Source organism: Streptomyces sp. NPDC046308 (assembly GCF_055588065.1).
Genome location: NZ_JBVJFB010000001.1, coordinates 577438 through 600384 on the forward strand (window position 1 = coordinate 577438; position 22947 = coordinate 600384).

Consider the following 22947-nt stretch of genomic DNA (forward strand, 5'->3'; position numbering starts at 1 on the left):
AGCCCGGCACGCTCCCAGCAGGGCCCGCCCCGCCGGGGCGGCGGGCTCACCGAGCCGGGTCCGCGCGGTGCCAGGGGATCTCGGCCCACACCTGCTTGCCGCCGCTGAGCGGCACGGAGCCCCAGGCCGTCGCCGTCGCCTCGACGATGAGCAGCCCACGGCCGCCGGTCGCCTCCCAGCTCAGCGACACCGGTTTGACGGGGCTGCGCGGCGACGCGTCGTTCACGGCGATCCGCAGCCGGTCCGTCGACAGGGTCAGATCCATCCCCACCTCGCCCTGGGTGTGCGCGATGGCGTTGGTGACCAGCTCGGACACGATCAGCAGAGCCGTGTCGAGTTCCTCCACCACTCCCCAGGCCCGCAGGGTGCGCGCGGTGAAACGGCGCGCGTGCAGGACCGCCTTGGGCAGCCGCCACACCGTCCAGTGGCTGCGCTTCGGCCGGCCCTGGGTGCCGTCGTAGCGCAGCAGCAGCAACGCCACGTCGTCGTCGCGACGGCCCACGCGCAGGACCAACTCGTCGGCCAGTCCGCCGACGTCGACCGGATCGGCCTCGGCGGCCAGGTCGCACACCCGCCGCATGCCCTCCTCCAGATGCAGCCGGGCGGACTCGACCAGACCGTCCGTCAGCAGGATGAGCACGGTCCCGGGGAGCAATCCGATCTCGGTCATCGGGAATTCGGCTGACTCCAGCACGCCCAGGGGAGGCCCGCCCTCGACCGCCATCTCCTCGGTGACACCGTCCGGATGGCGCACGATCGGCGGCAGATGGCCGGCCCGGACGACCCGGGCGATGCCCTCCTCCATGTCGAGGTCCACGTACCCGCAGGTGGCGAACAGGTCGGTCTCCATGCCGACGAGCAGCCGGTTGGCCCGCGCGACGACCACGTCGGGCGGATGGCCCTCCACCGCGTAGGCCCTGACCGCCGTACGCATCTGGCCCATGATGGTGGCGGCTCCCGCGCTGTGCCCCTGTACGTCCCCGATGACGAAGGCCACATGGGCGTCGCCGAGGGGAATGACGTCGTACCAGTCGCCGCCGACCTCGAGGCCGGCCGTCGCGGGCAGGTAGCGGGCCACGGCGACCCCGCCCGGCAGCTCCGGGAGCTTACGGGGCAGCAGACTGCGCTGGAGCATGGTGGCGAGTTCGTGCCCGGCGTCCAGTGCGTGGGCGCGCACCAGCGCCTGCCCCGCCAGCCCCGCGGTGGCGGTCAGCAGCGACCGTTCCTCGGGGCCGAACCGGTGCTCCGTGGCCCACCCCACCAGGCACACCCCGATCATCCGGCCTTCGGCGGGCAGCGGCAGCACCGCGAGACCACCGGGCCCGACGCCCAGCAGGCCCGGTTCGAGATCCGCGCCCGGCGGCCACAGGCTCATGTGTCCGCCGCGCAGCGCGCTCTGCAGGGTGGGCAGGTCACTGAGCGCCACGTCGGGCCACTCGGAGCGCCACTCCGAGCGCCAGACCTCGGGCCAGGCGTCGGGCTCGGGAGGATCGAGGGCGGTGACCCTGAGCCGTTCGAGTTCCAGTTCGCCGACCGCGACCCGGCAGGCGCCGAGCGGCTCGCGCAGGGCGGCGACCACCAGTCGGCTGACCTCGCGGATGGTCGCCGCGCCTGCAAGCGTGGCCGACAGCCGCTGCACGACGGAGACCTCGTCGGCGCTGGGGCGCAGATAGGTGGCGTCGGCCACCACGCCCAGGACGCGCCGGGGGGCGCCGGCGGAGTCCAGCTCCACACGGCAGCGCAGCCCGAGCCAGCGCAGCTCGCCGTTGGGCCGGCGGATGCGGAACGCCAGCTGCTGTCCGCCTGCGGCGGCCAGCCGGTCCGGCTCCACGATCGCCATCAGCGCGGGCATGTCGTCGGGAACGGCGCAGGCCAGCAGGGTCTCCACCTGCCCGTCGAACTGCTCGGGGGGCAGACCGAGCAGGTCGAGCACGTGCGCGTGGGCCTCCATGCGGCCGGTGCTCAGTTCCAGGATGAACGCGCCGCCCTGGTCGGGCACCAGGGATTGGCCCAGATGTGCCTGCGGGGCCTTGCGTCCGGCGAAGCGGGCGGCGACCGATTCGAGTCCGGCCGCCACCTGATCGGCGTAGAGCTCCAGGAGGCTGCGGTCGTCGGCGCTGAAGCCGTCCCCGACCTCGCCGGCGACGATCAGGCACCCGAGCTCCTGGTCGCCGTGTCCCAGCGGGAGCGCCCCCAGCGAGATTTTGGCCGGCGACTGGGGGGCGCCGTTCCCGACCCTGGTGGGGAAGTGGTGGGGATCCTCCTCGACGAAGGTGGCGAGCTCCTTGGGGGTCAGCCACAGCGGGCGGCCGGAGCGGAAGGCGTTGGCGGCGGGCGAATGGCCGGCCACGGCGAGGACCGCGGGCAGTCCGTAGAGGACCCCGCGGTTTCCGGTCAGCTCGGCCAGATGGAGTTCCCTGTCCTGGTCGGCGACGACGTAGACAGCGGCGAGCTCGGCCCCGCAGAACGCAAAGCGATGTCTGGTCACCGTCCGTGTCGCCTCCTGCCGAGGACGTCCCGCGGTGCGCCCTCTTCCTCCATGCTGTCGCGTCCGGGACGGTTCGGGCGAGTCGGAACGTGGCGCGGAGGGCCGGGCGCCACTACGCTGCGTGAAGGGCGTGTGACGGGAAGGGTGGCGGCGGGTTCGATGGGACACACCTGGTGGCGCGTACGAAGTCCCGCCGCACCGGGCGGCCGGCCCTCGTGGAATCGGCCCAGAGCCGCTTGACCGATCAACCAGCGGCAACGTAACTTCGTCGGCACCCGCCCATGAGCTGCTGGAAGGAGGCGAGGCCGGATGTCCACCCTCTCCGAACTGCCCCGCCCCGCACACCAGATCGCCTGGGCTCCGGGTCGTGTAGCGCACGGCTGCTGAACAGCCCCCTCGCCGGAGTGCCCGATCGCGGGCCCCGGCGCCTTCTCATCTCTGCCCTCACCCACGGCACTTCCCTGTGTGCCGATCCGTCGCGCTCCGGTATGCCCAGCCGCGACCACGAAGAGAGAAAGCTCCTGTACATGGCGATTATTACGGTCAACGGGAAAGAAGCACCGATCTCACCGGCCGCACCCCACACCACGGTGCTGGAATTCCTGCGCGAGCGCGGCCTCACCGGCACCAAGGAGGGCTGCGCCGAGGGCGAGTGCGGCGCCTGCGCGGTCCTGGTGGCCCGCCCCGGGGTGAACAAGCCCACGGACTGGGTGGCGGTCAACGCCTGCCTGGTCCCGGTCGCGGCCCTGGACGGCCAGGAGGTCATCACCTCCGAAGGCCTCGCCACCGCCGGCGCGCCCGGTGAGCCGGCCGCGCTGCACCCCGTACAGGAGGAGATGGCCGTCCGCGGCGGCTCCCAATGCGGTTACTGCACCCCGGGGTTCATCTGCAGCATGGCCTCCGAGTACTACCGGCCCGACCGCTGCGCGCACCCGCAGGCGGCAGGGGCCGCCGACGGCACTGCCACCCACTCCGAGCACGGTCCGAACGGTTTCGACCTGCACGCGCTGAGCGGAAACCTGTGCCGCTGCACCGGCTACCGCCCGATCCGCGACGCCGCCTTCGCCGTCGGCGCGCCCGCCGAGAACGACCCCCTGGCGCAGCGCCGCGAGCAGTCCCCGCCCGCACCCGTCGCCACCGCCTACACCCGCGACGACCGCGCGTTCCTGCGGCCGGGCACCCTGTCCGACGCGCTGCGGCTGCTGCGCGAGCGGCCCGAAGCGGTGGTCGTCGCCGGAAGCACCGACTGGGGCGTGGAGGTGAACATCCGCTCCCGCCGGGCGGATTGCGTCGTCGCGGTCGACCGGCTGCCCGAACTGCGCGAACTGCGCGTCGAATCCGACCGCGTCGAGATCGGGGCGGCGCTCACCCTCACGGAGATCGAACGCCGCCTCGACGGCAGCGTCCCTCTGCTGGCAGAGCTGTTCCCCCAGTTCGCGTCCCGGCTCATCCGCAACAGCGCCACCCTCGGCGGCAACCTCGGTACCGGCTCCCCCATCGGTGACAGCCCGCCGGTGCTGCTCGCGCTGGAGGCCTCGCTGGTGCTCGCCGACGCCGACGGCGAGCGCGAGGTCCCCCTCCGCGACTACTTCACCGGCTACCGGCAGAGCGTGCGCCGTCCCGGCGAGCTGATCCGCGCGGTGCGCGTCCCGCTGCCGCTGTCGCCGGTCACGGCCTTCCACAAGATCGCCAAACGGCGCTTCGACGACATCTCCAGCGTCGCGGTCGCCTTCGCGCTCGACATCGAGGACGGGACCGTACGCAAGGCACGCATCGGCCTGGGCGGCGTGGCCGCCACCCCGATCCGCGCCCTCGCGGCCGAGGCGGCCCTGGAGGGCGAGCCGTGGACTGCGGAGACCGTCGAGGCCGCTGCCCGGGTGCTGCGCGCCCAGGGCACTCCCCTGGACGATCACCGCGCCAGCGCCGGCTACCGCTCCGCGATGCTCGGCCAGAGCCTGCTGAAGATGTACGCGCGAACCACCGAGGCGGTGTCGTCATGAGCCAGTTGTCCGAACGCCCCGAAAAGCCCGTCGTCGGCCTTTCGATGCCCCACGAGAGCGCGAACCTGCACGTCACCGGCGCCGCGCTCTACACCGACGACCTCTCCCACCGCACCAAGGACGTCCTGCACGCCCACCCGGTCCAGGTCATGAAGGCCCACGGCCGGATCACCGCGCTGCACACCGGGCCCGCGCTCGCCGTGCCCGGCGTGGTCCGCGTACTGACGGGTGCCGACGTACCCGGCGTCAACGACGCCGGGATGAAGCACGACGAGCCGCTCTTCCCCGACGAGGTCATGTTCCACGGCCACGCCGTCGCCTGGGTGCTCGGCGAGACCCTGGAGGCGGCCCGGCTCGGGGCGGCGGCCGTCGAGGTGGAACTCGACGAGAAGCCCTCCGTGATCACGCTGGCGGAGGCGATCGCGGCGGAGAGCTTCCACGGCGCCCGGCCCGTGATGGTGACCGGTGACGTCGACGCCGGCTTCGCCGACTCCGCGCACGTGTTCACCGGCGAGTTCCAGTTCTCCGACCAGGAACACTTCTATCTCGAGACGCACGCGGCGCTGGCCCTCGTCGACGAGAACGGGCAGATGTTCGTCCAGAGCAGCACCCAGCACCCTTCGGAGACGCAGGAGATCGTCGCGCACGTCCTCGGCCTGCACAGCCACGAGGTGACCGTGCAGTGTCTGCGGATGGGTGGCGGCTTCGGCGGCAAGGAGATGCAGCCGCACGGGTTCGCGGCCATCGCCGCGCTCGGCGCCAGGCTGACCGGCCGGCCGGTCCGGGTACGGCTCAACCGGACCCAGGACCTGACCATGTCGGGCAAGCGCCACGGGTTCCACGCCGCGTGGAAGATCGGGTTCGACGCCGAGGGCCGCATCCAGGCCCTGGACGCCACCCTGACCGCGGACGGCGGCTGGAGCCTGGACCTGTCCGAGCCGGTGGTGGCCCGCGCGCTGTGTCACATCGACAACACCTACTGGATCCCCAACGCCCGCGTCGCCGGCCGCATCGCCAGGACCAACAAGGTCTCCAACACCGCCTTCCGCGGCTTCGGCGGACCGCAGGGCATGCTGGTGATCGAGGACATCATGGGCCGGTGCGCTCCGCTGCTCGGCCTGGATCCGATGGAGCTGCGCGAGCGCAACTTCTACCGGCAGGGCCAGTCCACGCCGTACGGGCAGCCGGTGCTGCACCCCGAACGGATCTCCACCGTCTGGGGGCAGGTCCGGGAGGACGCCGCCATCGCGGATCGCAGGCGGGAGATCGCGGCCTTCAACGCCGCGCACCCGCACACCAAGCGGGCGCTCGCGGTCACCGGGATCAAGTTCGGCATCTCGTTCAACCTCACCGCCTTCAACCAGGCCGGCGCGCTGGTGCTGGTCTACAAGGACGGCTCGGTCCTGATCAACCACGGCGGCACCGAGATGGGGCAGGGCCTGCACACCAAGATGCTGCAGGTGGCCGCGACCACGCTCGGCATCCCGCTGCACAAGGTGCGGCTGGCCCCGACGCGTACGGACAAGGTGCCCAACACCTCCGCCACGGCCGCCAGTGCCGGGGCGGACCTCAACGGCGCGGCGGTGAAGAACGCCTGCGAGCAGATCCGCGAGCGGCTGTTGCGGGTGGCCGGCACCCAGCTCGGTGCGAACGCCGCGGACGTGCGCATCGTCGAGGGTGTCGCACGCGTCCTCGGCGACGACAGGGAGCTGGCCTGGGACGAGCTGGTGCGCACCGCGTACTTCCAGCGGGTCCAGTTGTCGGCGGCCGGTTTCTACCGGACCGAGGGCCTGCACTGGGACGCGAAGCTCTTCCAGGGCTCCCCGTTCAAGTACTTCTCCTACGGCGCCGCCGCGACCGAGGTGGAGGTGGACGGCTTCACCGGCGCGTACCGGATCCGGCGGGTGGACATCGTGCACGACGTCGGCGACAGCCTCTCCCCGATGATCGACATCGGTCAGGTCGAGGGCGGCTTCGTGCAGGGCGCGGGCTGGCTGACCCTGGAAGACCTGCGGTGGGACGCCGGCGACGGGCCGAACCGCGGCCGTCTGCTGACCCAGGCCGCGAGCACCTACAAGCTGCCGAGCTTCTCGGAGATGCCCGAGGAGTTCCACGTCAGGCTGCTGGAGAACGCCACCGAGGAGGGCGCGGTCTACGGGTCCAAGGCGGTGGGTGAGCCTCCGCTGATGCTGGCGTTCTCGGTGCGGGAGGCCCTGCGGCAGGCGGCCGGGGAGTTCGGGCCCGCCGGGGTCAGTGTGGAGCTCGCCTCCCCCGCGACACCGGAGGCGGTGTACTGGGCGATCGAAGCGGTCCGCGGGAGCGGTGCGCGGCACGGCGGACACGCCCCCGGCGCCGGCGAGGCCCAGGCCGAAGCAAGTGCCTTGAGCAATGTCTGACATGACGTGGGTGGCCGCGGTCGCACGGTTGCGGGAGCGCCGGGAGCCCGGCGTGCTCGTGACCGTCGCGACCGTGCGCGGCCACGCGCCCCGCCGGGCCGGGGCCAAGCTCCTCGTCGGAAGGACCGAGACCTGGGGGTCGATCGGCGGCGGCAACATCGAGGCCGTCGCCATCGACCGGGCGCGCGAGCTGAACGGCCTGGCCCGTCCGGAGCCGGAGCTGATGGACTTCGCCCTCAACGACAAGGTCACCGGCCCGCACGGCGTGCAGTGCTGCGGCGGAGCCGTCACCGTCCTGCTGGAGCCGCTGCCGGTGGTCGAGGCGGTGGCGGTCTTCGGCGTCGGGCACGTCGGTCTGGAGCTGGCCCGCGTCCTGGCGCGCCACGACCTCGACCTGCACCTGGTCGACAGTCGCCCCGACATGCTGACCGACGAGCGGCTGGGCGTGCTCGCGGACGCGGTGGCGCAGATCCGTGTGCACCACACCCCGCTGCTTCCGGAGGAGGTGCTCGGGGAGCTGCCGCCCGGCACCCACGTGCTGATCATGACCCACGATCACGCCGAGGACGCCGCGCTCTGCGACGCCGCCCTGCGCACCGACGGTCTCGGCTCGATCGGACTGATCGGCTCGCCGGCCAAGTGGGCGCGGTTCCGGCGGCGGCTGGCCACCGAGGGCGGCCACGACAGCGCCGCCATCGACCGGATCAAGACCCCGATCGGGATCCCCGGGATCACCGGCAAGGAACCCGCAACGATCGCGTTGAGCGTGGCGGCGGACCTGCTCCGGTCCTTCGAGAGCGCCCGGCCCTGAGGGGTGCCCCCGGGCCGCACGTGCCGGGGGCACCCCTGCGCCGGCCCACGGCCCGCACGCGCCCAGGGCGTTCGGGACAGTGCGGAGACGGTCTTCGGCCGCCGGCCCGCGCGACGGGCACGATGCGGGGAGGCCGGGGTCAGGCTGCCCGGTGCACCGCTCCCGCCGCATGGGCGCGGACCAGGGCCAGGTAGTCCGCCGCCAGGCGGTGGCAGTCGCCGGGCCACCGGGCGGAGACGTAGTTGCCGTCCCTGACGGTGAAACCCCGTCCGGGCCGGGCGGCGGTGTCGCGCAAGGGAAGCGGCGGGCCGGCCAGGAAGTGGCGCGGATCGGCGAGCGCCGCGGTGACCTCCTGCTGCACGGTGGTGCGGTACGTGCGGTAGTAGCGCCCCAGCCAGAGCCGGGTGAGGTTCCATCCGGTCAGCTCCAGCAGGGACGTCAGGGCCGTCGTCCGCCGACCGTGGAGGACCGAGCGCCCGGTGGCGGGATCCTTGGCCCGGGCCGCGAGCAGCACGCCGTGGCACACGGCTCCGACCGGCAGCCCCCGGGTGAAGAGCCGGGCGAACAGCCGCTGGGCGGTGGCGTCTTCGAGCAGTGTCCGCATGCCGGCGGCGTGGCCGCCGGGGACGAAGAGGCCCGTGACGGCGGCCGGGTCCTGGTCCGCGGACCGCGCGTACTCCTCGTACGAGGAGGGGGCGAGGAAATGGGGGTCCTCCGTGAGGCGGCGGTAGGCGGCCAGTTCGGCGCGGCGGGTCATCAGCCAGGGCGACAGCCAGGAGAACCCGAGGTCCGTGAGCCGGGGGTCGGCGAGCGCGACCTTCCCGCCGGGGGTCGCGAACCGCACCTCGAAGCCGGCGTCCCGCAGCGCGGCCCAGGGCACCGCCGCCTCGGTCGGGTCGTAGTCGCCTGCGGGAAGCAGGAAGAGAATCACGGCGTACTCCTCTGAGCGGTGGTGATCAGGGCAGCACGCCTCCCGGCTTCCCCGGCACTCCGCGGGCCCCTGATCCCCTCGGTGTCCGAAGGCCGACCCTAGGAGCGGGCCGCGGCGCCGTCATTGACTCCGGCGGCCAATCCGTTGACTCCCCGGACCGCTCTCCCTCCCCGCTCCGCGGGCCCGCTCCCCGGGCCCGTGCTGCGGCCCGCCCGCCGGCGGCCGTCCTGCGGACGGTGTTGACGGGGGTGGTGTGCCCGCATTGACTGGCGGCCGTGTCCGCCACCGAGCCGCCCTCCGTCACCGCGTGTTACGCCCTCGCCGTCCTGAACGCGACGGCGGAGGGCGAAAACGGGCCGTCCGCCTCCTGGGCCCTGCCCACGGACCGGCTGGAGTACGGCGAGATGCGCGCCCTGTGGGACTCGGTGCTCGACGCCCGGGACGCCGGCCCGCACACCGGGCTTCTCGTGGGCGACCGCATCCGGCCCGAAGGCCTGCACATCCTGGGCCACCTCGTCCTCACCTGCGCCAGTCTCGCGGAGGCCGCGCGGGCGGCCGAGCGCTACCACCCCCTGGTCAGCCAGGCGGGCACGGTGACCCTGCACCGTGGCAGCGGCGTCGGCCGGATCCGCTACCGGCCGACCGTCGCCCCGGCCACCATGCACCCCCAGCAGGTGGAGGCGGTCGTCGCCACGATGGTGCGGGCGGCCCGCTGGATCGCCGGGGACGACTGGGCGCCCCTGGCCGTGTCGTTCGCCCACCCGCGTGCGGGCGCGGCCGAGCCCTACGCCCGTGTCCTCGGCTGCCCCGTCACCTTCGACACCCCGGAGAACGCGATCACGGTCGCCGACGAGGACCTGGACCGGCGCCGCCCGCTCCACGATCCCGCCCTCGACGCCCTGCACCGGGCCTACGCGGAACGGCTCCTGGACCAGCTGTCCGCGGGCGCGACCGCGGCCGGGCGCGTACGGCGGTGGCTGGAGCACGCCGCGCTGGAGGACGCGGGTCCCGAGGGCCCCGCCAAGGAGCTCAACCTCAGCGTCCGGACGCTGAGGCGGGCCCTGCACGCGGAGGGCACGTCATGGCGGGCGCTCCTCGACGCCGCCCGCCACGGCCGGGCCGGGCGGCTGCTGGAGACCACGGACCTGCCACTGGACCGGATCGCCCCCCTCGTCGGCCTGAGCGGCGCGACGGCCCTCGTCCGCGCCTTCACCCGGTGGGAGGGCATGCCTCCCGGCGCGTACCGCGTCCGGCACCGGCCCGAGCCCCGGCCCCAGCCCCAGCCCCCGGATCACGGCGGCGCCGGCGGCGGGTGAGGTACTTCACCACGGGCGCGGCGCCGACCGGCCGCCCGCGTTGCTAGATTGTCCGGCGGCCGGATTCGAGGCCCCGGACGAGATGCGCCGTACCCGGTTACGCACGACGACGCGCGAGGTGCTGCACGAGCAGCGCCTCACGCTGTCCGTACCCGGGCAGCGTCTCGTCGAGCAGGATGGGCCGAACGCCATGACCGTGCCACTCACCAGCAGCCTGTACCGGACGACCGCGCATGCCGCGGGGGGCCGTACCGGATCCGTCCGCACGGACGACGGGCGCCTGGACGTCCGCCTCGCCCCGCCGCGCAGGAAGGTCCCCGGCACCACCAACCCGGAGCAGCTGTTCGCGGCCGGTTTCGCCGCCTGCTTCACCTCCGCGCTCGCGGAGGTCGCCGCCGAGTTCGGGGCGGACGCATCGGCCGCGCGCGTCGCCTGCGAGGTGCAGCTCGGCACCACGGACACGCCCGCGGGCTACGGCCTCGCGGTGGCGCTCACCGTCAGCCTGCCGGGATGGCGCGCGGCGGACCTCCAGCCCCTGCTGCACCGCGCGGACGCGGTCTGCCCCTACTCGCAGGCCGTGCGCGGCAACGTACCGCTGACGCTGCTGGCCGTGGACGGACCCGCCGCCGATGACCGCGCCTGAGCCGGTGCCGGCGGTGCCCGTCCCGGGCGGACCCGGCGTCCCGGTGCCCGAGCACGGTGCCTGGCTGCGGCGCGGCATCAGCCGCGACGGCGGCCCCCTGACCGAGGACGGCGAAGTGGTGTGGCTGCAGGCCGGTCCGTACTACGCCGACAGCCGCGGCTTCGCCGGCACGACGTCCTTCGACGGCTCCCAGGTGCGCTTCCACCACCTCACGGGGGAGCCGGGCGAGGACACCGGCACCTTCCGGCGGGAGGGTGCGGACCTCGTCGAGTGGGGCACCAACCCGGACGGCAGCACCTTCCTGGAGGTCTGGACCCCGCTGCTCGGCGCCGACGGTGTCACCGGCTCCTGGTCCGGCCCGGACCACCACGTGGTGCGCGTCGGCCGGCACGTGGTGCACGTCGACGCCCGTACGGGTACCTACTGGCGGCTGTGACGGCGCGAGGGCCCGACCCCGGCCGTCGGCGTCACGGTGCGCCGGCGTCACGGTGCGCCCGGATCACGGTGCGCCGGACGCACCCCCTCGGGTGCGGGTGTCGAGGATCCCGGCGGTGAACTCCGCCAGCTGCCGGCGCAGTTCCTCGCGCGGCACCCCCTTGTCTGCGGCCAGGTAGGCGACGAGGTCGGCCCGGGTGGCGGCGAGCAGCGCGTGGGCGGTGAAGCCGGTGTCGGCCGGGCCCGGGATCTGCTCCAGCAGGTCCCGCAGCAGGGCGTGCCACCGCTCGTAGTGCGCCGTCCGGTAGGGACTGTCCGCGCCGGTCCCCTCCAGGGCCAGTGCGAGGTGGCGGTTGTCGAGCTTGAAGCACAGGACGGCGTCCAGCAGGGCCGGTACGCGCTGCAGCGGTGCGGTGGTGGGCCCCAGCGGGGGCGGACCGTCCTCGACGGCGCTCCTGACCGGTTCGAGCCGCGCCTCGTACAGCGCGCCGATCAGCCCGGTGCGGTCGCCGAAGGCGCGGAAGAGCGTTCCCTTGCCGACGCCTGCCGCCGCCGCGATGTCGGCCATGGTCACCTCCTCGGGGCTGCGGCAGTGGGCGAAGAGCTCGTCGGCGGCGGCGAATACGGCTGCCCGGTTACGGGCCGCGTCCTTGCGCGGACTGCGCTGTTCGGTCAACGGGATCCTCCGGTTGCGATGCGGACCGACGGTCCGTATCGTTCACCGACGAAGCGGACCACCGGTCCGTATCGTACAGGACGGAGTACCACCATGCCCACGACCACCACACCGGCGGATCTGTACCGCCACAGCCTCCGCCTGCTCCTGGCCAAGGACATCCCCGGCTGGGTCGGCCTGTGGGCCGACGACGGCGTGATGGAGTTCCCCTTCGCTCCCCCGGCCTGGCCGCAGCGGCTGGACGGCCGCGAGGCCGTCGCCGCCTACATGCGCGACTACCCCGACCACATCGACCTGCACGACTTCCCCGACGTGCGGATCCACGAGAGCACCGACCCCGGGACCATCGTGGTCGAGATGCGCGGCGTGGGCCGCCTCGTCGCGACGGACAGCCCCTTCGACATGAGGTACATCGCCGTCGTGACCGTCCAGGACGGACGCTTCACCTCCTACCGCGACTACTGGAACCCCCTCGCCGTCCAGGCGCCCGGGACGGACTTCACGGGGAGCGGCGCCCGATGAACCCCACCGGCACCACCCTCGTCATCGGCGCCACCGGCACCACCGGCGGCCGGACCGCCGCGCAGCTCATCGCCGCCGGCCACCGCGTCCGGGCCGCCGGGCGCCGAGCCACCCCGCTCCCGGGAGCGGAACCGGTCCGCTTCGACTGGTACGACGCCACCACCTTCGGCGGCGCCCTCGACGGGGTCGACCGCGCCTACCTCGTCCCGCCCATCGGCGACCCGGACCCGGCCGCCGTCATGCTGCCCTTCCTCCGGGAGGCCCGCGCCGCCGGCGTACGCCGCGCGGTCCTCCTCAGCTCCTCGGCCATCCCCGAGGACGGCCCGGCCGTGGGGGCCGTGCACCGGGCGCTGCCCGGCCTGTTCGAGCAGTGGGCGGTCCTGCGGCCTTCCTGGTTCATGCAGAACTTCACCGGCACGCACGCGCACGCCGACAGCATCCGTACCGAAGGGCTCATCCGGACGGCGGCCGGGACCGGCCGGGTCGGCTTCGTCGACGCCGAGGACATCGCCGCCGTCGCCGTACGCGCCCTGACGGACGACCGGGCACCCAATGCCGACCTGGTCCTGACGGGCCCGGAGGCGCTCGGCCACGACGACGTCGCCGCGATCGTCAGCCGGGTCACCGGCCGCCCGGTGGTCCACCACCCCCTGACCTACGAGGCCATGCGCGACCGCCTGGCCACCGTGATCCCGCCGGAGTTCGCCGCCATGCTGGCCGCGATGGACCGCGCCATCGCCGAGGGGGCCGAGGACCGCACCACCGACACCGTCGAACGCCTCACCGGCCGCCCGCCGAACCCCTTCCGGCTGGTCGCCGAACGGGAACTGGGCGCCGGACCGGTTCCGCGCGGCTGAGCGCCTCGCGCCGGCGCCGGGCCGGGCGCCGGGCCTGACCCGCAATACGACCCGCGCATCCCTGGTCGCAAGGCCGGCGGCGTCCGCGGCGCCGGCCTTCCCGCCCGGGGCACCCTCGCGAGACACTGTGACCGACGCCTGGGGCGGGACCGGATGGCGCAACGCCTCTGGCTCCCGTTCCGGACATCGCTCAGCATGAGGGCAGCGGGACCGGCGGACGAGATGGGCACGCATGCGCGCCACCGAGAGCAACCAGGACTATCCCTTCGCTGCCACGAACACGGCCGCGGCACTGCTGGACGACGCCGGGACGGTCCTCGCCTGGACACCGGCGGCCGAAGCCCTCCTGGACCGCGGGTCCGCGGACGTGTGTGGCCGGCCGGTACGGGACCTCCTGGCGGACGCGGGCAGCTGGGAGGCCGTCCTGGCCCAGGGTGGGCAGCGGAAGCAGGAGGACCCGAGGGGCTGGGAGGGCCGGGCCACCCTGCGGCACGGCTCGGGACGCGAGCTGGAGATCGGCTTCCGCGTCATCCCGCTGGACGACGGCGCGCGCGGGGACCGGGCCCGCTGCCTCGTACTCGGCGCACCCCTGGAACTGGTCGCCCGAGGGCGGCAGGACCACGCCTTCACGCAGGAACTGTTCCTGCAGGGCCGGGTGGGCCTGGCCGTCTTCGACGCCGAGCTGCGCCTGCTGCGGACGAACTCGCACCTGCTGCCGTACACCGGGGTGCCGGTCGACCTGTCCGGCCGGCGCCTGGCCGACTTCCTGTGGGCGCAGGACGCCCGGATCATCGACGACCGGCTGCGGGAGGTCCTGCGCAGCGGGATCCCCCTGGTCGGTTTCAACACGACCGTGCGCACCCTGGACGATCCGCGGGGCGGCCGGGTCGTGACCATCCAGGCGTTCCGGCTGCAGGACCCCGACGGGCATCCGATGGGCGTGGCGACGGTGTTCACCGACGTCACCGACCACGAGCGGGCCCGCGGACGCCTGGACCTGCTCTACCGCGCCACCGGAGCGCTGGGCGGTTCGCTGTCCGTCCTGCGCACCGTGGAGGACCTGGTGAAGGTCCTGACGCCGGCGCTCGGCGACTGCGCCGCGGTGGATCTGGCGGAGACCGTCCTGACCGGCGGTGAACCACCCGCCGACGGACCTCTCGCGCTGCCGCTGATCCGGCTGGCCGTCGCCGGAGCGGAAAGGGCCGCGCTGCGTACGGGGACCGCCCAGTTCGCGGATCCGATCGCCGCGGCCGCTCCTAACCCGACCGCGACGCAGGCGGGCGCGCCCGAACCGGGGGCGCGCGAGGAGCGGGGGTGCCGGGGAGCGCTGATCACCGGCCTCGGAACCGGGCCCTGGGCCGAGGAGGCTCCGGAGTGGGCCACGACCGTGCCGGGTGCCCATTCGGCGATGACGGCGCCGCTGTGCGCACGGGGCATCAGGTTCGGGAGGCTGACGCTCTGGCGCACGGGGGACGCTCCCCCGCTGGACGAGGACGACCTGGCGCTCCTGGAGGAGATCGCCGCCCGCGCGGCCACCGCCGTGGACAACGCGCGGCGCTACACGAAGGAACGCCGTACCGCCGTGGGCCTGCAGCGCAGCCTCCTGCCGCCGGCCACCTCGGAGAGGCCGGCGCTGGAGGCCGCGGGCCTCTACCTGCCCGCCGACGCGGACAGCGGTGTGGGCGGCGACTGGTTCGACGTCATCCCCCTGTCGTCGGCCCGGGTCGCCCTGGTGGTCGGGGACGTCGCCGGTCACGGGCTGCACGCCACGGCCATGATGGGCCGCCTGCGCAGCGCCGTACGCGCGATGGCGGACCTGGAACTGGAACCCGAGGAACTGCTCGCGCACGTCGACGACATGGTGCTCCAGGTCGCCGCCGAGGCCGAGAGCGACGAAGCGGACGACGCCGACGCGGGCATACCGGTGCCGAGCGGACCGGCGGGGGCCACCTGCCTGTACGCCGTCTACGACCCGGTCACCCGGGCGTGCGTCATGGCGAGCGCCGGGCACCCGCCGCCGGCCGTGGTCAGCCCGGACGGAAGCGTGGAGTACGTCGACCTGAGCCCCGGCCCGCCCCTGGGGGTCGGCGGCTGGCCCTTCGAACCGGTCGAGCGCGAACTGGCGCCGGGGAGCGTCCTCGCCCTGTACAGCGACGGCCTGATCGAACGCGGAGAGGGCGACATCGACCAGGGCATGGACGACCTGGCGGACCGACTGCGACGTGCGGACGTCATCGGCCGGCCGCTGCGCCAGGCCCGGCACGACATCGTCGAAGGGCTGCCGCCGGGCCGGCTCAGGGACGACGTCACCCTCCTGCTGGCCCGTACCCGGGTGGTGGATCCCGGCTCCCTCGCGACCTGGTGGCTGGACGCCGACCCGGCGATCGTCGGCGACGCGCGCCATCTCGTCCTGGAGCAGCTGACCGCCTGGGACCTCGACGAGCTCGCCTTCAGCACGGAGCTCATCGTCAGCGAACTGGTCACCAACGCCATCCGGCACGCCGGCGGACGGGTGCGCCTGCGCCTGATCCGGGCGGACACGCTGACGTGCGAGGTCTCGGACGCCAGCAACACGCAGCCGAGGATGCGGCGTGCGAGGAGCTCCGAGGAAGGCGGCCGCGGGTTGTACATCGTCGCCCAGCTCTCGCACCGCTGGGGCAGCCGCTACACCAGGGGCGGCAAGACCGTCTGGTCCGAACAGAACCTGCCGCCGGCCTGACCGACGGGACGTCGCGGAAGTCCGCGGGGCATTGGGGCGGAGCGTTAAGGGGGAATCAAACGAACCTTAAGGCTGCCTGCGCTCCTCCCGTCCCCGCCTCGATCAGGAAGATCGGTACGCGCTCCGCACGCCCCGGCCTCCCGCAGCCGTACGGCGTCCACCTGCGCCTTCGACCGTGCTCCACGAGCCCCGCGACGCCCTGGCCCGCCCCACGCAGCACGCGAAGGCCTCCGCACCGCTGGATTTGTAACGCAGCGACAAGGAATGAACCGGGGTGTGACGGCGGGCGTATGCAGGACGGCAAGACAGCGTCCATCGGATCGAGGAGTGTCCATGTCACGCAAACGGACTATGAGTTTGATGAAGAAGCTCGTGCTCTCCGTCACCACGGGAACCCTGGTGACCGGAGGCGTCATCGCCACGGTGGCGACCGGCAACGCCTCCGTACCGGACGTCGTGTGTCCGGGGTCGACGGTGACGCTGTCGGGCGAGGCCGGCCCGCCCGCGGCGACCAGCGGGACGTTCCCGGTGGGCACCAAGCTGAAGGTCACCAACCTGGACAACGGCCAAGCCACCACCGTCACCGTCACCGGCCCCTCGGGCAGCTGCGTGCTCCTCAACAACGCGGCCTTCGACAAGGTCCGCGAACCCGGCAAGAACCTCATCCGACGCGCACGCGTCGAGCGCGTGGGGGGCGGCGGCACACCGGCCGCCGGCGCGACCGGCGGGGCGGGCGGGACGGGCACAGGCTCGACCGGTGCGGCGGGGGGCCAGGCCAAGCCGGCCACGGGTGAGGTCGTGTGTCCGGGGTCGACGGTGACGCTGTCGGGCGAGGCCGGCCCGCCCGCGGCGACCAGCGGCACGTTCCCGGTGGGCACCAAGCTGAAGGTCACCAACCTGGACAACGGCCAAGCCACGACCGTCACCGTCAACGGCCCCTCGGGCAGCTGCGTCCTCCTCAACAACGCGGCCTTCGACAAGGTCCGCGAACCCGGCAAGAACCTCATCCGACGCGCACGCGTCGAGCGCGTGGGCTGATCGGCCCGAGCCGGTTCGCCGGCCACCGGGGCCAGGGCGCGGGGACAGGCGACACACCGCCCCGCCCTGGCCCCGCCCGCGCCCGTCCCGCCGCGGGATCGATCGGCAGGGTGCACTGTGCCGCCGCCCCGTGCGTCAGGCCACGCCTCGAACCGATCACGCCCTAGCGTGGGCCGGGAGACGATCCGGGCGGACCGCCGCCGGGATCCAGGCCCTACGGAGGCACCCTTGACCACGTCCCCCGCCCTCGCCGAGCTCACCGGGGACTACGTCCTCGACCCCGCCCACACCCGGATCGGCTTCATCGCCCGCCACGCCATGGTGACCAAGGTCCGCGGCGCGTTCCACCAGTTCGAGGGCACCGCCCACCTGGACGGCGCCGACCCGGCCCGCTCGAGCGCCCAACTGGTGATCAAGACCGAGAGCATCGACACCGGCGTCGAACAGCGCGACCAGCACCTGCGCACCAACGACTTCCTGGACGCGCCCAACTTCCCCGACATCACCTTCCGCACCACTTCGGTCGAGCCGCGCTCCGACACCGAGTACCGCGTCACGGGCGACCTGACCATCAAGGACACCACCCGCCCGATCAGCATCGACTTCGAGTACACGGGCACGGCGGTCGACCCCTTCGGCAACCGGCGCGTCGGCCTGGAGGGATCGGTGAGCATCTCCCGCAAGGAGTACGGCGTGACGTGGAACGCGGCCCTGGAGGGCGGCGGCGTCCTGGTCGGCGACAAGGTCGTCCTGGAGTTCGACATCTCCGCGATCAAGCAGGACTAGCAGGACTGGCAGGACAGGCGGCAACGCGTTCGGGAGCGGTGGCCGCCACGGGGCGGGCACCGGGCAGGGTTGAGGAGCGCTCTCACCGCAGTCCGGGGCGGGTGAGGTCGTCACACCGCTTCCGCTGTCCGGACCGGGCGCGCGGTCGCGGAGAGGGCCCCGTCCGCGGCCGCGGCCGGCTCGTCGTCGTCCTGGTCGGTGCCGGGACGTGGCCGTCGGGACGCCCGGCTACCGGCGGAAGCGGTCGCGGTTCTCGTGGAGGAAGGCGTCGAGGGTACGGGGCGGTCGGCCGAGGATCCGGGAGACGGTATCGGTGGTGGATTCCGGCCGGGCGACGGCCAGTTGCTGGATCTCCGTCACGTGGTCGGCGAGCCAGGCGGGCATGTGGGCGCGGTGGACGAGGTGGTCGCGCAGCTCGTCCGGTGCGAGGTTCACGTAGCGGACCTGCCGGCCGGTCAATGCGCCGAGCCGCCGGGCGAGTTCGGGGTGGGACACGGCTTCCGGTCCGGTGAGGACGTACGCGCCGCCCGCGATGTCGGGCCTGGTGAGTGCGGCGGCGGCGACATCGCCGATGTCGCGGCAGTCGACGTAGTTGCAGGGCGCCTCGCCCATCGCGCCGAGGATGACGCCCTGGGCGACGGCCGGTGCCAGGCGCAGGAGGTTCTGCATGAAGGCGTAGGGGTACAGGACGGTGTGTTTCATCCCGCGTGCACGGAGGTGTTCCTCCACGGCATGGTGCCCGCGGGAGACGGCGACCGGGGAGTCGGCTTCGGCGGCGGGTGCGGAGATCTTGACGATGTGCTCGACGCCGGTGTCGGCGGCCATGTCGATGACGCGGGTTTCGAGTTCGACCTGTGCGGGTCCGTTGGCCATGGCGAGGAAGAGCCGGTTCGCGCCTTCGAAGGCGGTGCGCAGCGAGCGGGGGTCCCGGGCGTCGGCGTACCGGACCTCCAGGGGCGGCCGGTGTGCGCGGGTGACGCCGGGGATCGGCTCGTGCGGGGTACGGGTCAGTGCTCGGACGGGGGCGCCGAGCGCGAGGAGGCTGTGGAGCAGGGCGTTGCCGGTGGTTCCGGTCGCTCCCATGACAGCGATCATCGGGTGTCCTCATTCCTGGTGGATCGTCGTGCGGTGGTGCTTCGCCAGCGCAGGGTGACGATGGTGGTGGCGAGTGCCGCGGACACGGGCAGGTCGATGCCCAGCCGCTCCAGCCAGGCGCTCGCCGGTACGGGGGTGTGTGCGGGCAGCCACCGGGCGGCGAGCCACCCCAGCAGGGCTGCCGTGCCGGTGGTCGCGATGACCAGGACGGCGGTGAGGGCGGCGCCCGGCAGGGCGATGGTCCACCGCCGGGGGCGGCCGCCGCGGCGCAGCCAGGCGCCCACGAGGAACGCCACCAGCGCGGAGGTGCCGGCTATGGAGGTGCAGGCGGCCACGGCCAAGTCCCGCTGTCCGGTGGCGACTGCGGCGGCGCCGGCCGTCAGCGCCGGGGCGGCGTAGGCGGTCAGCACCTCGCGCCACAGGACGAAAGGCCGGGGCGTCGCCCGGCTTCGGCGGGTTCTTTCCTTCATCGCGGGCATGCCGGCCTCTTTCTCGTGCGTGTGCGGGGTGGGCATGTAATTAGCCAGCTAACTATTGGTCCGTGAAAAAGGCCCTGCCCGAGGGCGGGGCCGAGCCGGCCGAGAGGCGGATCAGTCGGCGGACAAGGCCGCACTGCCGCGCACCACACGGGCGAGCAGATCGAGGAACACCGCGCGCTCCTCGACGGAGAGCCCGCCCACCATCGCCTCCAGCCGCCCGAAGTGCTCGGGCGCCAGATCGCGCAGCCGCTGCGCACCGCGCGCCGTCAGGACGGCCACCGTGCCGCGGCCGTCCTCGGCGGACGGGCGCCGGGTGATCAGGCCCTCGCGTTCGAGGCCGTCCAGGAGACCCGTGACGGTGGCCCTGGACACGTCCAGGTCGACCGCGAGACGCGAAGGCGACTTCTCCCCATTGTGGGCCTCGAGGTCGGCGAGCAGCCGGTAGCGGCCCGTCGACAGGCCGAACCTGGCGAAGTGCGCCTCGGCCGCCCGCCCGACCCTCGCCCCGGCGGAGATCAGCCGCACCGCGACCAGTACAGCCTGGGGATCGGCCTCCAGGCCGTAGTGCTCGATCTGCTGCCTGGCCTGGTCCAGAGTGGGGAGCTCCCCGTCGACCTCGTTCCGCGTCATGGAAGTAATATGGCAGCTAACTATCTGGTGGGCAAGGGGTACGTCCGCCCGGATGGCCGGTGGTTCAGGCGCGGATGGTCATCAGGAGCAGGGGGGGCGTGGTGGGCTGGGGGGATCCTCCGGCGGGTTCGAGGGTGAGGCCGACGGCGCCGGCGTCGGCGGCGTCCCCGTCGAGCAGGACGGTGCCGTCCTTGCGGATGAAGCCGGCCGGGCGCATGGTCCCGTCGTGGTCGAGCCACAGCTGGTACGTCTTGCCGGTGGCGGGGGCGGGCAGGCCGGTGGCCGTGAAGACGGCCTTGTTCTGCCGGTCGGAGGCGACGACGGTGGTGAGGGCCCCGTTGCCGGCCCGGCCGTGAACGGTACGGGCGTCCGGAGCGGCCAGGACGGAGCTCACGGTGTCGAGGCGCTGCTCGCTCTGCCGGGCCCGCTGTTCGAGCTGCCGGTTCTGCAGGCTCTGCCAGGCGGCCAGACCGGCCAACGAGGCGGCGGCGGCCAGGCTGGCGGCGAGGGCGAGCGGTACGGCCTTGCGGCGCAGCGTGCCGAGGAAGGAGCGGGGGGTGGTGGTGGGGACGCGGGGCGGGAGCTGACGGACACCGTCGACGCTCGCCATCGTCCGCTGCTTCATCGAGGCGGGCGGGGTGTGGGCCGCGGCAGCGGCCAGGCGCGCGGCGGTGGCCTCGAAGTCGGCCGCGTCCCGTCGGCACGTCTCACAGCCGGGGAGGTGCGCGGCGAACTCCTCGCGTTCGTCGGTGTCCAGGGCGTTGAGCGCGTACGCGGCGGCCAGTTCGTGGACATCGGATGCGTGGTGTTTCACGCGGTCACCCCCATGCAGTCGCGAAGCCGGATCAGTCCGTCGCGCATGCGTGTCTTGATGGTCGGAAGCGGCGTGCGAAGCGTTTGGGCGACTTCACGGTAGGTCAGGCCCTGGTAGTAGGCCAAGGTCACGGCCTGTCGCTGGAGCTCGGTCAGGCCGCGCAGGCAGCGCCGGACCTGCTCGCTCTCCAGGCGGGTCTCGACCTGCTCGGCGACCTCGTCGAAGGCCGTTCGGTGCTCGCGGGCGGCCTGGGCGTGCTCGCGATCGGCGGCGGCCTGCGCGGAGCGGACCCGGTCGACGGCCCGGCGGTGGGCGATGGTCGCCGCCCACGTGTTCACGCTGCCGGTCTCCGGCCGGTAGCGGGCGGCCTGCCGCCACAGGTCGATCATCACCTCCTGCGCGACCTCCTCCGACTGGGCCCGGTCGCGCACCACCCTGACCACGATCCCGAAGACCATGGGGGCGAGGGCGTCGTAGAGAGCCGAGAAGGCCTCCTTGTCCCCGTGCGCGACCTTCCGCATGACCTCGGCGAGGCCGGCACGGCCGGTCTGCGCTGCCGCACCGAGCGGGAGGGGCCGGCTCACCGGGCGAACTCCGGCCGTGGCGACCAGACGAAGGGGCGGCCGGAGCCGGCCGCCCCGGGGTGGGGTGTCCATCGCATGGCAGTCCTTGTCCTAGAGGGGTCTCTGCCCGGTACTTCGTAGCGGAAGCGCACACGGATGGGCGGACATCGCGGACATTGCCTTTTCGTGGGCAGACCCTCCTCCCCCGGTCGGGGAACCCCTCCGGTTCGGAGACCCCGAGGAGAGGAGCCCCCCCGTGCGCCGGCCCCGACCGCCTTCGAAACGGGGCTGCCACCCGTTCGGGTGACACACCCATCCGCCGCGTGGGCGGAGCCGAATGCAGGGCGCGAGCAGCTTCCGCGACGCCATCGTCCGCACCGCCCGCGGCGCACTGGCCGGCCTTCCGGCCGGTTCGCCGCGCCGGCCGTGGCCGAACCGGTCGCGGGCGCTGCCGTCCTGTTCGTTCTGGCGGGCGAAGCCACCCCCGCCGGCTCCCCTTCGGGTGATGACGGCACCCTGGGCGGCCGGAGCCGGCGGGGGTTCCTCACGGCGGCGCCCGTGACGGCCGTGGCCGACACGGGCGCGGGCGCGGGCGCGGGCGGGCTGGGCCGCGCGCCCTGTCCGGGCAGCGAGGCCGCGGCGCCCTCGCCCCGGTGACGTGGTGCTCGTGGTGTCGTTGTGTGCCCGTGGTGCCCGCGGTGCCGTATCGCCGGGGGGGGTCAGCGGCCCCAGCGCAGCGCTGCCGTCTGCACCGGCGCGTCCCACAGTCGCAGCAACTCCTCGTCGGCCCGGCAGAGCGTCACCGAGCACCCCGCCATGTCCAACGAGGTGACGTAGTTCCCTACGAGGGCCCGGGCCACCTGGACGCCCCGGGCCTCCAGCACCCCGGCCACCGCCGCGTGGAAGCCGTACAGCTCGAGCAGCGGCGTCGCGCCCATCCCGTTCACCAGGGCCAGTACCGGCCCGTCGACCGGGGCCGTGTTCGCCAGGTCGTCCAGGACGGCGCCCACCGCGACCTCCGCGATCTCCCCCGCCGGCATCATCGGGCGCCGTTCCCGCCCCGGCTCGCCGTGGATGCCGATGCCCAGCTCCAGCTCGCCGTCCGGGAGGTCGAAGGTGGGGCTGCCCTTGGCGGGGGTGGTGCAGGCGCTCAGCGCCACGCCGAAGCTGCGCGAGGCCTCGTTGACCCGCCGGGCGACCGCGGCGACCTCCTCCAGCGGTGCGCCCGCCTCCGCCGCCGCCCCCGCGATCTTCTCGACGAAGAGCGTGGCGCCGGTGCCGCGCCGACCTGCGGTGTAGAGGCTGTCGGTCACGGCCACGTCGTCGTTGACCAGGACCCGCTCGATCCGGATGCCGTCCTCCTCGGCGAGCTCGGCGGCCATGTCGAAGTTCAGTACGTCCCCGGTGTAGTTCTTGACGACGAACAGCACCCCCTGGCCGGCGTCCACGGCCTTGGCCGCGCGCAGCATCTGGTCGGGCACGGGGGAAGTGAACACCTCGCCCGGACAGGCCGCGGACAGCATTCCGTGTCCGACGAAGCCGGCGTGCAGGGGCTCGTGTCCGGAGCCGCCGCCGGAGACGAGACCGACCCGCCCGGCCTGCCGCGCGTCCTTCCGTACGACGACCCGCGCCTCGACGTCCACCTCCAGGTCGGGGTGGGCCGCGGCCAGCCCTCGCAGGGCGTCCGCGACGACGGTCTCGGGACTGTTGATCAGCATCTTCATCGTGTGCCTCCAGGTCGGAGCCGA

General features: G+C 73.6%; 20 protein-coding genes and 1 riboswitch. Of the genes, 11 read left to right on the forward strand and 9 right to left on the reverse strand.

Translation table 11 applies throughout. The features are described from left to right. Positions 1 to 46 precede the first annotated feature (46 nt). Entirely contained in the window at positions 47 to 2488 is a 2442-nt protein-coding gene (locus ACZ6JT_RS02680; RefSeq protein WP_469206427.1) for a SpoIIE family protein phosphatase, read from the reverse strand. Between the two features lie 521 nt (positions 2489 to 3009). Between ACZ6JT_RS02680 and ACZ6JT_RS02685 the strand changes: the two genes are divergently transcribed. The 3 genes from ACZ6JT_RS02685 to xdhC are packed head-to-tail and all read left to right on the forward strand — an operon-like array spanning position 3010 to position 7695. Further along, positions 3010 to 4488 (forward strand): xanthine dehydrogenase small subunit, encoded by a 1479-nt coding sequence (locus ACZ6JT_RS02685; RefSeq protein WP_469208148.1) that lies wholly within the window; start codon positions 3010 to 3012, stop codon positions 4486 to 4488. Then, positions 4485 to 6884 (forward strand): xanthine dehydrogenase molybdopterin binding subunit, encoded by a 2400-nt coding sequence (gene xdhB / locus ACZ6JT_RS02690; protein ID WP_469206429.1) that lies wholly within the window; start codon positions 4485 to 4487, stop codon positions 6882 to 6884. Before ACZ6JT_RS02685 ends, xdhB begins: the two co-directional genes overlap by 4 nt. A gap of 1 nt (position 6885) precedes the next feature. Continuing rightward, positions 6886 to 7695 (forward strand): xanthine dehydrogenase accessory protein XdhC, encoded by an 810-nt coding sequence (gene xdhC, locus ACZ6JT_RS02695; RefSeq protein WP_469208150.1) that lies wholly within the window; start codon positions 6886 to 6888, stop codon positions 7693 to 7695. Positions 7696 to 7834: 139 nt separating this feature from the next. Here xdhC and ACZ6JT_RS02700 read toward each other — a convergent pair whose 3' ends face one another. Then, on the reverse strand, positions 7835 to 8626 hold the full coding sequence (locus tag ACZ6JT_RS02700; protein WP_469206431.1) for a type 1 glutamine amidotransferase domain-containing protein: 792 nt from the start codon (positions 8624 to 8626) through the stop codon (positions 7835 to 7837). 275 nt (positions 8627 to 8901) lie between these two features. Between ACZ6JT_RS02700 and ACZ6JT_RS02705 the strand changes: the two genes are divergently transcribed. The 3 genes from ACZ6JT_RS02705 to ACZ6JT_RS02715 all read left to right on the forward strand — a co-directional run bounded on the left by ACZ6JT_RS02705 (position 8902) and on the right by ACZ6JT_RS02715 (position 11021). Beyond that, on the forward strand, positions 8902 to 9942 hold the full coding sequence (locus ACZ6JT_RS02705) for an AraC family transcriptional regulator (protein ID WP_469206433.1): 1041 nt from the start codon (positions 8902 to 8904) through the stop codon (positions 9940 to 9942). A gap of 52 nt (positions 9943 to 9994) precedes the next feature. Then, a riboswitch (guanidine-III (ykkC-III) riboswitch) is annotated at positions 9995 to 10058 on the forward strand. A 74-nt stretch (positions 10059 to 10132) separates the two neighbouring features. Continuing rightward, positions 10133 to 10585, forward strand: a complete 453-nt coding sequence (locus tag ACZ6JT_RS02710; protein ID WP_469206434.1) for an Ohr family peroxiredoxin — start codon at positions 10133 to 10135, stop codon at positions 10583 to 10585. Then, positions 10572 to 11021, forward strand: coding sequence for a hypothetical protein (locus ACZ6JT_RS02715; protein WP_469206436.1), 450 nt, complete (start codon positions 10572 to 10574; stop codon positions 11019 to 11021). Before ACZ6JT_RS02710 ends, ACZ6JT_RS02715 begins: the two co-directional genes overlap by 14 nt. Positions 11022 to 11084: 63 nt before the next feature. Here the strand turns inward: ACZ6JT_RS02715 and ACZ6JT_RS02720 are convergent, their stop codons facing one another. Further along, positions 11085 to 11696: a TetR/AcrR family transcriptional regulator gene (locus ACZ6JT_RS02720; protein WP_469206439.1), complete on the reverse strand. Its 612-nt coding sequence runs from the start codon at positions 11694 to 11696 to the stop codon at positions 11085 to 11087. Positions 11697 to 11789: 93 nt separating this feature from the next. Between ACZ6JT_RS02720 and ACZ6JT_RS02725 the strand changes: the two genes are divergently transcribed. From ACZ6JT_RS02725 to ACZ6JT_RS02745, 5 genes are all read left to right on the forward strand, one after another. Further along, a complete protein-coding gene (locus ACZ6JT_RS02725) occupies positions 11790 to 12218 on the forward strand; it encodes a nuclear transport factor 2 family protein (protein WP_469206441.1) in 429 nt (142 codons plus the stop codon). Then, positions 12215 to 13075, forward strand: coding sequence for an NmrA family NAD(P)-binding protein (locus ACZ6JT_RS02730; protein WP_469206444.1), 861 nt, complete (start codon positions 12215 to 12217; stop codon positions 13073 to 13075). Before ACZ6JT_RS02725 ends, ACZ6JT_RS02730 begins: the two co-directional genes overlap by 4 nt. A gap of 232 nt (positions 13076 to 13307) precedes the next feature. Next, the gene (locus ACZ6JT_RS02735) at positions 13308 to 15794 is read left to right on the forward strand and encodes an ATP-binding SpoIIE family protein phosphatase (RefSeq protein ID WP_469206446.1); all 2487 of its coding nucleotides are present in this window, start codon (positions 13308 to 13310) and stop codon (positions 15792 to 15794) included. A 360-nt stretch (positions 15795 to 16154) separates the two neighbouring features. After that, positions 16155 to 16832 (forward strand): RlpA-like double-psi beta-barrel domain-containing protein, encoded by a 678-nt coding sequence (locus tag ACZ6JT_RS02740; RefSeq protein ID WP_469206448.1) that lies wholly within the window; start codon positions 16155 to 16157, stop codon positions 16830 to 16832. 228 nt (positions 16833 to 17060) lie between these two features. Then, positions 17061 to 17618, forward strand: a complete 558-nt coding sequence (locus ACZ6JT_RS02745) for a YceI family protein (RefSeq protein ID WP_469206450.1) — start codon at positions 17061 to 17063, stop codon at positions 17616 to 17618. A gap of 228 nt (positions 17619 to 17846) precedes the next feature. On the opposite strand, the gene ACZ6JT_RS02750 is transcribed toward ACZ6JT_RS02745, so the two are convergent. The 6 genes from ACZ6JT_RS02750 to dhaK form a co-directional block, all read right to left on the reverse strand. Further along, a complete protein-coding gene (locus tag ACZ6JT_RS02750; RefSeq protein WP_469206452.1) occupies positions 17847 to 18701 on the reverse strand; it encodes an NmrA family NAD(P)-binding protein in 855 nt (284 codons plus the stop codon). An 8-nt stretch (positions 18702 to 18709) separates the two neighbouring features. Then, a complete protein-coding gene (locus ACZ6JT_RS02755; RefSeq protein ID WP_469206454.1) occupies positions 18710 to 19192 on the reverse strand; it encodes a hypothetical protein in 483 nt (160 codons plus the stop codon). A 111-nt stretch (positions 19193 to 19303) separates the two neighbouring features. Beyond that, positions 19304 to 19822 (reverse strand): MarR family winged helix-turn-helix transcriptional regulator, encoded by a 519-nt coding sequence (locus ACZ6JT_RS02760; RefSeq protein ID WP_469206456.1) that lies wholly within the window; start codon positions 19820 to 19822, stop codon positions 19304 to 19306. 64 nt (positions 19823 to 19886) lie between these two features. Then, positions 19887 to 20636 carry an anti-sigma factor gene (locus ACZ6JT_RS02765; RefSeq protein WP_469206458.1) on the reverse strand — a complete coding sequence of 250 codons (750 nt, stop codon included), beginning with the start codon at positions 20634 to 20636 and terminating at the stop codon, positions 19887 to 19889. Continuing rightward, positions 20633 to 21220 carry an ECF RNA polymerase sigma factor SigK gene (sigK, locus tag ACZ6JT_RS02770; protein ID WP_469206460.1) on the reverse strand — a complete coding sequence of 196 codons (588 nt, stop codon included), beginning with the start codon at positions 21218 to 21220 and terminating at the stop codon, positions 20633 to 20635. The genes ACZ6JT_RS02765 and sigK overlap by 4 nt, the downstream gene beginning before the upstream one ends. Positions 21221 to 21918: 698 nt before the next feature. Next, the gene (dhaK, locus tag ACZ6JT_RS02775; protein WP_469206462.1) at positions 21919 to 22923 is read right to left on the reverse strand and encodes a dihydroxyacetone kinase subunit DhaK; all 1005 of its coding nucleotides are present in this window, start codon (positions 22921 to 22923) and stop codon (positions 21919 to 21921) included. Positions 22924 to 22947 lie beyond the last annotated feature (24 nt).

Bases quoted from the DNA above. Each gene is read 5' to 3' on its own strand.
- dhaK (WP_469206462.1), bottom strand. From the start codon at position 22,923: ATGAAGATGCTGATCAACAGTCCCGAGACCGTCGTCGCGGACGCCCTG.
- ACZ6JT_RS02750 (WP_469206452.1), bottom strand. From the start codon at position 18,701: ATGGGAGCGACCGGAACCACCGGCAACGCCCTGCTCCACAGCCTCCTC.
- ACZ6JT_RS02715 (WP_469206436.1), top strand. From the start codon at position 10,572: ATGACCGCGCCTGAGCCGGTGCCGGCGGTGCCCGTCCCGGGCGGACCC.
- ACZ6JT_RS02730 (WP_469206444.1), top strand. From the start codon at position 12,215: ATGAACCCCACCGGCACCACCCTCGTCATCGGCGCCACCGGCACCACC.
- xdhC (WP_469208150.1), top strand. From the start codon at position 6,886: ATGACGTGGGTGGCCGCGGTCGCACGGTTGCGGGAGCGCCGGGAGCCC.
- ACZ6JT_RS02740 (WP_469206448.1), top strand. From the start codon at position 16,155: ATGAAGAAGCTCGTGCTCTCCGTCACCACGGGAACCCTGGTGACCGGA.
- ACZ6JT_RS02755 (WP_469206454.1), bottom strand. From the start codon at position 19,192: ATGCCCGCGATGAAGGAAAGAACCCGCCGAAGCCGGGCGACGCCCCGG.
- ACZ6JT_RS02760 (WP_469206456.1), bottom strand. From the start codon at position 19,822: ATGACGCGGAACGAGGTCGACGGGGAGCTCCCCACTCTGGACCAGGCC.
- ACZ6JT_RS02710 (WP_469206434.1), top strand. From the start codon at position 10,133: ATGACCGTGCCACTCACCAGCAGCCTGTACCGGACGACCGCGCATGCC.
- xdhB (WP_469206429.1), top strand. From the start codon at position 4,485: ATGAGCCAGTTGTCCGAACGCCCCGAAAAGCCCGTCGTCGGCCTTTCG.
- ACZ6JT_RS02735 (WP_469206446.1), top strand. From the start codon at position 13,308: ATGCGCGCCACCGAGAGCAACCAGGACTATCCCTTCGCTGCCACGAAC.
- ACZ6JT_RS02725 (WP_469206441.1), top strand. From the start codon at position 11,790: ATGCCCACGACCACCACACCGGCGGATCTGTACCGCCACAGCCTCCGC.